Origin of the sequence: Pantoea sp. SM3 (assembly GCF_000963995.1) — a bacterium.
Classification (GTDB): Bacteria; Pseudomonadota; Gammaproteobacteria; order Enterobacterales; family Enterobacteriaceae; genus Pantoea; species Pantoea rwandensis_B.
Genome location: NZ_JZRD01000051.1, coordinates 1 through 8,508, shown reverse-complemented (window position 1 = coordinate 8,508; position 8,508 = coordinate 1). Strand labels below are relative to the sequence as shown.

Genomic DNA, 8,508 nt, shown 5'->3' with positions numbered 1-8,508 from the left:
GCATCGAGCCATTGAACTCACAGCTCATAGCGGACATCCGCCCCTTTCAACATGCAGCTTTGTGCCAGGAGCGGAAGTTGCTTGCATCGTGCTATGTTAGTTTGTCTGGAGCTGATCAAATCAGCTCGTTCATATGACGCTATCGTTTGAGAATGGAATAATGATTACTTATCAAAATGCGACGGACAAGGCTCTGGATTACCTTAAAGGCTTTGGCACTCCAGTCGTCATTACACTTCATGGCCGATTCTCAGAAGGCTGGTTCTATTGTTATCAATCGAAAGAGTATCTGGAAACGGGTGATTTTTCTGCTCAGTTGGCGGGAAATGCACCGTTCATAATTGATAAAGATAATGGAGAAATTCACTCTTTTGGAACTGCTTATCCGTTAGATAAATACCTGCTGGATTACGAACAACAAAAAAACGAATAACGTCCGTTCATCGCTCAAAGCGGACAATTAACACATTCCTGTTAGATACAATCCTATTGGTTAAGAAACAGGCTGCAGGTCAATAGAGGTGTCTGATCAGACGTTCGGATGATGCTTAAAAGGCTATTATTGCGTTGCGTTTGTTCTGGTAATAGAGAACAGTAGGCATTGAACAGTCGGCTTACAGGTTAAATCTGAGTCCTGCAGTGGATAATAAATGATTTCATAACTGTCTGTAAGATCGACATCCGGCATCTATAGAAACGTCTTATCGTTCATGCAGAAACTCATGAACGGCATTATGCGGATTTATTTCAGAAGGAACAGTATGATGGCGATACAATTCAGTCATTCAGAAGACAGTGATGATATCCATAAAGCCATAGGGCTGGCCGTTTCACGTGTGATTTCTTCAGGAAAGACTGTGAACAGAGAAAATATTCTGGCGCAGCTCAGAGAGTCGGAAGAGCACTGCGTGGACGGTACGAAAAAAATTTATGCTGATGCTATCCGCGAAGTCACTCAGAAGAGTGAGTAGCGTTCCCGGAAGAACCCTTCAGGCCAGTCAGGCGGCCAGTGTCCGAATTTCGCTCATGGCAGACCTTTAGGTCTTGAGTTTCAGGCACTCTAAAAGGTATGACAGCGATTTGACTGGTCCCGAGTGAAGTCTGTTTGAACGGGTTTCATCCCAGGGCATGGCATCGTCAGTGCAAAAGTCTCCTACACATTCCATTTCAAGACTTTCATCCAGTAATCCAACGGGAATCCAGACATAAGGCAAGTCCCGCAGAATGTTAGGTACAGTTGAGCCACATACGCTGCAAAAATCTGTACGGTAGCCAGTTGGCTTAAACCACGAGGCGATGCAGTTTTCCCCTTGTATCCAGCGAAACTCATTTCTTTTCACTAACGTGGCGAGATTATAACCTGCACCACTCTGCTTTCTACAAAGCGAACAATGACAACGATAAAATAGTGATGGTTTATAACTGAGTTGAAATTCAACCGTTTTACACAAACATGTTCCATTCATTTAACCTTATCCCTACCCGATTTCAGATACTTAAAGAAACATTATCATCTTTTTAATACTGAGTAAGAGCGTTCGTTTTGGCATTTCAAAATCAGCTATAGATCGGGCTTGATGTCCGTGTCTCGCTCACAGCGGACGTCCAAGCCGATACAGATTTAATCGATTGTACCGGCGTAAACTAAAGCCTGCATTTAACAGGCTTTGGTATCAAGTCATTAAAGGTATTTTTTGAACGATGCCGTTGTAACCGTAATGGTAATTCCCAGCATTAACGCTGCGGGCAGTAGCAGAAGGTTTGGATAGACTGCTGAAGGCCATGAAAGGTAGGCCATCACAGGAAGATACACAGCCGGTTTAATCAGCCTTTTCGCGTGATGGTACAGAAAAGATGATTCATAACCGGCACCAAATCGCCGTAAATCCCGTCGGCCAAGCCCTTCAACCACGGCGACACATATAACCAAGACGAACAGCGGTACAGAAAGGGCGATGATAGTGACGCGAATCAAAGTCACTACAGAGACATATACCGTTGCCAGCATGTACTGCTGCAGATAATTTCCCAGCCAGCTGCTGGCCCCCTTAAGATTGCGCGATACCTCATTGCCGCTATTCATCTCTGCCTGATATTTTGCCTGTATCCAGCCGATGATCCCACTGTCCACAAACGCCCACTGATAGGCATCAGTCACCCAGCGCGTCACCGTTGCAGCCGGCTCGGAAAGCAGCAAGCTCCGAGTAAAATCAGAAGACAGATATCCAAACTCGGTATTCATCACCGCCTGGCTGTGTGCTGCACCCTCTGCAGGCCAGAAGAACGCAATCCCGATATATTCAATGACAAGACTCACCATCAGGGAAGCCAGAATCACGCCAATGAGTTTCGATGGCCAGCCCCAGACCAGGTTAAAGAGCAGGCCATGCTCACGTGGGTTCGTGGGATACTGCTGCGGATTTTGCTGTGGTGCGGTACGACGAGCCTCAGCCATTGTTATCTCCCTTCACTGGCGCAGCTGCTGAACTGCGACTGTCCCACCATCCCTCACTACTGTGATAGTTGCGTCGCATTTCTTCTGCAAGACGCGCGATGTTCTCAGGCATATGCACGTCGCCTGCATCGCCCGCCGGCAGCGGCATGCGAATTTTCCAGAGCTGGCCGCCTTCAAGCAGCGCAAACGCCTGCCCTTTAGGCAACGTGACAATGTCTGCAGGCTCAAGAAGTGGCACCTTAATGGTGCCGACACGGTCCTGGGTGCTGGAGGTAAAATCATGATTGACGGTGACGTCAGCTGAATCCTGATGACCCGAGACCAGTGTTTTACTATAGATTTCAACCTGCGGCAGCTGTGAGGTCAGCAGCTCTGCCGTCCGGTTTTCTCTCACGCGCAGCATGATCAGGTTGTTGAAGTTACCCTGAACCTGAGAAGTTTTGGCCGCGCTCCCAATCCTGGCTTCTATATCAGACGAAGTCTGCGTATAGGCAGTTACCTGCATGCCCGCACCACCGCCTTTATTGATGAGCGGGATAAACTCATTACCCATCAGTTCGTTGAATTCATCGCAGTGCAGGTTAATAGGGTCTTTGCCCTCTTTTGAACCCGGTAGGCCGCCGTTGATACCGTGTTTGTAGATGTGACCGGCCACGCTCACCAGATCGGCAAACATGCTGTTGCCTACGGCACTGGCAACCTCGCTGTCGCTGAGCGCATCAAGCCCCACGTAAACGATGCCTTTTTTACGGATAACCTGCTCCCAGTCAAAAATAGGACGCGGATCTTTCATATTCAGATAATCGGGAGACAGCAGCTCCGCCGTTTTACCGGTGGTGAGTTTTTCCAGCAGTGGCAGCAGTGACGCCACAATTTTGTCAAAATAGGTACGGTCATAGCGGACTGCAGATCGCAACCCGTCAAGTATCGGGTCATACAGCGCGTTTCCTGCGTCAGAACTCAGCGCTACTTCAACTGCCCAAATCCGGATAGCCTCAGGCTGCCCCTGCATGTTACGCGGCACGTCGTCCTCACTGAATGCGTTGGCATTATTCTCGATCTGAATGTTCAGTTCAGGCAGTTTCTCAGTAACGATTTTTTCAGCGTAGCGCAGATACAAATCGGCGATATTATTCACGTAGCGGGTAACAAGGGTATAATCCGGGCGCTCCCCGAGGGCGACCAGCGCACGCGCAACGATATTCACAAACCGCCATGCAAACTCTTTAAACGCTGCGTTATTGCCCTCACTACTTAGCTGGCCGGCAACACGGGTCGCGACTTCCGATACGCGCCCGAAGCGTCCTACGGCGTTATAACGCGCCGAAATTTCAGGCCAGCCAAGGTGGAAAACGGTCAGCTCATCGCCACGGCCTGCCCGGTGCGCTTCCGCCCAGACCCTTTTCAGCAGGTCCGCATCGCCTTTAGGATCAAATACGATAGTGACGTCACCACGACGTATATCCTGAGTGATTAACAGCTCAGCAAGGCGCGTTTTGCCCACTCGGGTTGTACCGTAGACAACCGTGTGACCGACACGCTCACGTAAATCGAGAGTAACGTCAGTTTCATCGGGCTCTATGCCGTGTACGGCCGGGTTACCGCCAACCGGGGGAAGCGGGCGAACTGGATTGACTGGCGAATCGGCACTGAGCAGTTTGCCAATCGCCGGCAGACTGCGTTCTGTTGCCTCCTCTAACTGGCGGGCAAGCTGATACAGCTTTGATGGCTTAAGGTAGTGGGCCACTTCCGGGCGCAGCGTATCGCGCAGGCGCTGGGTGTGCTTCTGGGTCCAGCGAAACCCGCGGCCCAGAAAAAGCCGGCGTTTACTGACCGGGATCTGTTTTGACGTCATGACGTAGCGAGGTAAACGGCGAAGATTGCGGCGGTAGCGAATAACCTGCATTCCCTGACGCGCGCGTATGGCAGATAGCACTGCGAATCCGCCGGCGGTGACGTAGCTGACGGAGGGTGCCAGGGCTACTGCCCATGGCGCTGTGACGCAGACGATGGCGGCAGTGCCCGCTGCGACCGCTGTATTCAGCTCCACAGCCGGGCGCAGAAGAGCCTCAATTACATATTTATCACTCACAAAGAAAACTCCTTAAAGGGTTTACCTGCCAGCAGAGCCAGAAGTCGTTGTCCGCTGATAATCATCAGTTGCTGTGAACTGCTACTGGCAGCCCTGCTTTTCTGGCCCGTCCGGCCGGTATGAATAAACAACCCTCGCTGCCCCATACGCGTCAGCAGCGCGTCAAAGTCCTGAGCGTGAGCCGGCGTTATCGCCCGGCTGTAGCGCTTGGCCTGAATCAATAAGCACTCGCCGTTTATGTGTACGCGTCCGTCCAGCCCGCCGTCGCCGCTGTATGACGTATTGCGCTGTACGGCATACCCCTGACGCTCAAATGCCAGCAGAAGTAACTCTTCAAAGACATAGGGGTTAATCTTGCGCAGATAGCTCATGCGCTGCCCGTCTCCACTGAGCTGGCGAAGGCGGACATAAACGCGCTCTGCTGTGGCGCGATACCTGCGGTGCCGCCGCTCGCTGGCCGACTGACGGCGAAAACGCCAGAGCAGAAAGATAATCACGCCCGACAGGATGGCCAGTAGGACCGGATTTGCCATAAGCAGTGCAGCGATGTTAGGAGCTGATATCACGGCCCCACCTCCTGAGACAGGCCGCTGTCCGTGATAAGTACGGGGTAATGGGTCAGCTTCAGGCGGCGGGCAAGTTCAGTTCCTGATGAGGGCGCCAGCTGAAGACCGGGTGCGAGACTGCGCAGAGATTCCAGCGATGCCATGCTTTCAACGTTCACAACGAGGCCGGCTGCATTTCTGGCCGAAAGCAGTTGTACGTTCTGCTGCAGCCACTGCCGTGAGTAGCTGTCATCACCAATGATAAACAGCGAGCCGATACCCGGCAGCTGCAGCGCCCGGGGAGCCACGTTGCCAGGGGAAAGTTCTGGCGTAGTAACCGGCAGCATGGCCGCTTCCCCCTGTTCAGGAGTCGCAGTAGACGCAGGCGGCATATCCTGGCGGTTTACGGCCTCGAAAATAGCCTGCGTGCTCTCCCCTCCCAGATCTGCAATGACGTTGAGCTCCGCCAGTGCGGCAGGCGAAAAAGCGATGAACGTGGTAACGATGAGGTTTTTCAGATTCATGATCACTGACTCCGTGGATTTATCCAGACGAGACCGTTATCCGGCACCGATACAGATGCTGTCTGTTCAACTACGGTAGCCGTCGGCAGATGCGGCGAGGGCTGGAGCATGGCGAGCTTACTTTTAACGAAAGCGCGATAGCGGGCAGCGGGTGCGCCGCCTGCGGGATGGTGATAACAGCCGGCTGCATCGAGCCAGCTTCCGGGTTTCCGGTCCCAGCACTCGCGCAGAATGGCGGCAGCAGCGTTGAGATTCACATAAGGATCCAGCGCCACCCAGGTTGACGTAAATCGCTGGCCGTTCCAGCCGAGATTAACCTGGGCGATACCGACATCTATGCGCTTCAGTGAGTTCGTTTTCATGAACACCTGCAGCGCCTGCCAGGCTTCAAGACGGGTTTTATAGCGATAGCCCTCACCCGCCACGTTCAGGGTCCACGGCCAGGGGCGTTCGCCCTGCGGCAGCCTGCGCGATGATTCCTGCAGGCTGACAGAGTAAAGTGATTCCGGCGGCACGTTGTGAGCCTGCGCCACGCGCACGTACCCCTCCGGAACGGTCTGTTTGCCAGCCGCGAAAGTGCAAAATGAAAGCAGCAGTAGCGCCGCTCCGGTCAGAATGCGGCGAGTTGCCATCCGTCTTCCCCCTGCTGCAGAACCACCGGCATCATGCCGTTACCGAACCGCATCCAGCGACCGCCGTCGTGATTCAGTGTGATCTGACGGCTGCGCACCCTGTCCAGCGGAATGTGATGATCTTTTGCCCAGCCGCGAAGTTTCCCGTCATCGCCCTGACTGTCTACAAGGTAGATATCAACCGGCCTGTTATCGGCTAAGACCGCTGCCAGACGGGCGTCACACTGCCCGCAGCCCGCTGACTTAACGAACAGCGCCAGCCTGCCTCCGGTATCGTGGGCAATACCGGCTGCGTTGCCCATGTTTACGGCTAGCGTTTCCGGATAGAGCCGCTTCCATGCGGCTGTGACTTCGCGCTGGAAATCCAGCTCTTTTTGCGTACGCGCAAACTCTTCCTTAACCCACTTCTCAGCATACTGACGACGTTCAGCCTGGCTCCGCGCCTCGATACCCAGCGTTGACAACGGATCCAGACCCGGTGACTGAATGCCGCGCGGACCTTTCATTAGCGACTTATAGCGCTGATAATCGTCCTGACTCAGTCCCCACTGCCCGGCTTGCTGTTGCAGATCCTGCACGTTACTTTGCTGCACGCTCTGAGCCGGCGCATCCACCGGTTCGCCCCTGGAATTTTGAACCTGAACGCTGGCCTGCGCAGAGCAGCAGAGCATAACCGCCGCAAGATGCATCATTTTTAGCTTCATACTGCCTCCTTTAGTGAACGTTGATAGTCGTCAGGCGACCGTTCACGCGAAATTGCGCCTGCCCGTAGCCGGCGTGAACAAGTGTCCAGCCATTAACGGTCTGGCCCTCGCCTATGAGGCGGATTTCAGCCAGCGAGCTGAACCCCGACGGCGCAATGGCCGCAAAAGACTCTGAACCCCGCTTTTCAACGCCGGTCAGTACAAATGGCGCTTTGCGGGCCACGGTTTTGACTGCCTGATGTGGCTTAGCGGGTGCCGGCTTTTTTACTGGGTGTGTCGCTTTGGGTTCAGCTGTGGCCTGCTGCGCTTTCTGAGACGGGTGCTGTAATGCGGTGATTGACTGTTCAAGAGCAGCCTGACGGCTTTGCAGCGCGGTCTGGGAATCATTCAGCTCATCGATCGAATGGCGAACCTGTCCGACAGCTTCAGACAAACCTTTGGCAGACCAGGCTTCGAGAGATTTACGGACCGCATCAAGCTGAAGCTGCTGTTTTTTTATTGCCTCAGCCTGCGTATTAATGTTTGCCTGGATAGGTTCAAGATCGGTTTTAGCCAGTGCCTGGGTGTAAACCACGTTTTGCTGCTTCTCGACGTAGCTGAGACGGTTTTCCTGCGACACACCGGCGCGAAGCGATATGATTGCGAGGCCAAGCGCGGCAATGGAAAGCGTGGTCAGTCCTATAGCCGGCAGCCGGCGTTTTACAGCGCTGAACCTGCTGCCTGACGACAACGGAGCAACATCATCAGCATTTTCGTGAGGGAAGGACGTTTCTGTGGTCATTTTGTCAGCCACCCTCCGTGAGCAGGCTGGGCCTGAACAGGACGAGGCGCGATCACCTGAGAGGAACTGGCAGAGGATGGTGTGCCTGCAGCCGGTGCGTAGGCGCTGGCAGGAGGTGGCGGCAGCTGTGACACGGGCAGCTGATAACCGGCACGCAGGCTGTGGCAGACCACACGCTGAACGTCATCAACTTCAAGCTCCCATGCCGGGCCCGCCAGTACCTGCAGCGCGGTGCGAAGGCGCATAGGACCGAGCTGGAACTGGACGGCCGGAAGTGGCTGACGGTATAACACGCCGTTAGCCGGACCGGTCTGACAAAGCGAGTAGCCGGACTGCTTCAGGGCATAGCGCATGGCGTCAGCCACGGTTGGCTGCACTGAAGAGGGAATGCGAACGTCAATAATCTGTGAGAGGGGGTCGCGCTGCACGGCCTGCGGATCAGTACTGACCAGCAGGTAACGATCGTAGCGAACTACTTCTGGCGTCCGCGCATAAGCATCATCAGCGGATGCCTGAATATTTCGGGATACGCTGACCGGAGGAACCGGTTCAGCAGGTGCACGCTCCTGCAGCTTCTGGGGCTGCTGAACGCACCCCGCCAGCAGCGCAAGCGGTAAAGCGGCAAAGACGGCGTTAAATTTCATCTGAAAAGTTCCTGTACAGTGAGAACAGGCTTCACTGTGCGCAACTCTTCAGCATGCTTCTATCAACAACTCTTTTTGCGTTTTCAAAAAAAAACGCCGACCGGAGTCATAATGCTTGTCAGTTAAGATCT

11 protein-coding genes are annotated in these 8,508 nt (G+C 53.8%); 2 read left to right on the top strand and 9 right to left on the bottom strand.

The window, feature by feature from the left end; translation table 11 throughout:
* Positions 1-160: 160 nt before the first annotated feature.
* Positions 161-433, top strand: coding sequence for a YrhB domain-containing protein (locus tag VI01_RS22870; protein WP_045816755.1), 273 nt, complete (start codon positions 161-163; stop codon positions 431-433).
* A gap of 328 nt (positions 434-761) precedes the next feature.
* Positions 762-971, top strand: a complete 210-nt coding sequence (locus VI01_RS22865) for a hypothetical protein (protein ID WP_231638579.1) — start codon at positions 762-764, stop codon at positions 969-971.
* A 66-nt stretch (positions 972-1,037) separates the two neighbouring features.
* Here VI01_RS22865 and VI01_RS25105 read toward each other — a convergent pair whose 3' ends face one another.
* From VI01_RS25105 to VI01_RS22825, 9 genes are all read right to left on the bottom strand, one after another.
* Entirely contained in the window at positions 1,038-1,466 is a 429-nt protein-coding gene (locus VI01_RS25105; protein ID WP_075564130.1) for a GFA family protein, read from the bottom strand.
* Positions 1,467-1,681: 215 nt separating this feature from the next.
* Positions 1,682-2,455, bottom strand: a complete 774-nt coding sequence (locus VI01_RS22860; protein ID WP_045816753.1) for a TIGR03747 family integrating conjugative element membrane protein — start codon at positions 2,453-2,455, stop codon at positions 1,682-1,684.
* A complete protein-coding gene (gene traD, locus VI01_RS22855; protein ID WP_045816752.1) occupies positions 2,448-4,547 on the bottom strand; it encodes a type IV conjugative transfer system coupling protein TraD in 2,100 nt (699 codons plus the stop codon). The genes VI01_RS22860 and traD overlap by 8 nt, the downstream gene beginning before the upstream one ends.
* Positions 4,544-5,113 (bottom strand): restriction endonuclease, encoded by a 570-nt coding sequence (locus tag VI01_RS22850; protein WP_045816751.1) that lies wholly within the window; start codon positions 5,111-5,113, stop codon positions 4,544-4,546. The genes traD and VI01_RS22850 overlap by 4 nt, the downstream gene beginning before the upstream one ends.
* On the bottom strand, positions 5,110-5,616 hold the full coding sequence (locus VI01_RS22845) for an integrating conjugative element protein (protein ID WP_045816750.1): 507 nt from the start codon (positions 5,614-5,616) through the stop codon (positions 5,110-5,112). The genes VI01_RS22850 and VI01_RS22845 overlap by 4 nt, the downstream gene beginning before the upstream one ends.
* A gap of 2 nt (positions 5,617-5,618) precedes the next feature.
* Positions 5,619-6,248, bottom strand: a complete 630-nt coding sequence (locus VI01_RS22840) for a lytic transglycosylase domain-containing protein (RefSeq protein ID WP_045816749.1) — start codon at positions 6,246-6,248, stop codon at positions 5,619-5,621.
* Positions 6,227-6,952 (bottom strand): TIGR03759 family integrating conjugative element protein, encoded by a 726-nt coding sequence (locus VI01_RS22835; protein WP_045816748.1) that lies wholly within the window; start codon positions 6,950-6,952, stop codon positions 6,227-6,229. The genes VI01_RS22840 and VI01_RS22835 overlap by 22 nt, the downstream gene beginning before the upstream one ends.
* Positions 6,953-6,962: 10 nt before the next feature.
* Positions 6,963-7,733 (bottom strand): hypothetical protein, encoded by a 771-nt coding sequence (locus tag VI01_RS22830; RefSeq protein WP_045816747.1) that lies wholly within the window; start codon positions 7,731-7,733, stop codon positions 6,963-6,965.
* Positions 7,730-8,377, bottom strand: coding sequence for a PilL N-terminal domain-containing protein (locus VI01_RS22825; RefSeq protein ID WP_045816746.1), 648 nt, complete (start codon positions 8,375-8,377; stop codon positions 7,730-7,732). The genes VI01_RS22830 and VI01_RS22825 overlap by 4 nt, the downstream gene beginning before the upstream one ends.
* Between the last annotated feature and the right edge of the window lie 131 nt (positions 8,378-8,508).

Excerpts from the sequence above, each read along its gene's own strand:
- VI01_RS22830 (WP_045816747.1), bottom strand. The coding sequence starts at position 7,733 with ATGACCACAGAAACGTCCTTCCCTCACGAAAATGCTGATGATGTTGCT.
- VI01_RS22860 (WP_045816753.1), bottom strand. The coding sequence starts at position 2,455 with ATGGCTGAGGCTCGTCGTACCGCACCACAGCAAAATCCGCAGCAGTAT.
- VI01_RS22840 (WP_045816749.1), bottom strand. The coding sequence starts at position 6,248 with ATGGCAACTCGCCGCATTCTGACCGGAGCGGCGCTACTGCTGCTTTCA.
- VI01_RS22835 (WP_045816748.1), bottom strand. The coding sequence starts at position 6,952 with ATGAAGCTAAAAATGATGCATCTTGCGGCGGTTATGCTCTGCTGCTCT.
- VI01_RS22870 (WP_045816755.1), top strand. The coding sequence starts at position 161 with ATGATTACTTATCAAAATGCGACGGACAAGGCTCTGGATTACCTTAAA.
- VI01_RS22865 (WP_231638579.1), top strand. The coding sequence starts at position 762 with ATGATGGCGATACAATTCAGTCATTCAGAAGACAGTGATGATATCCAT.
- VI01_RS22845 (WP_045816750.1), bottom strand. The coding sequence starts at position 5,616 with ATGAATCTGAAAAACCTCATCGTTACCACGTTCATCGCTTTTTCGCCT.
- VI01_RS25105 (WP_075564130.1), bottom strand. The coding sequence starts at position 1,466 with ATGAATGGAACATGTTTGTGTAAAACGGTTGAATTTCAACTCAGTTAT.
- VI01_RS22825 (WP_045816746.1), bottom strand. The coding sequence starts at position 8,377 with ATGAAATTTAACGCCGTCTTTGCCGCTTTACCGCTTGCGCTGCTGGCG.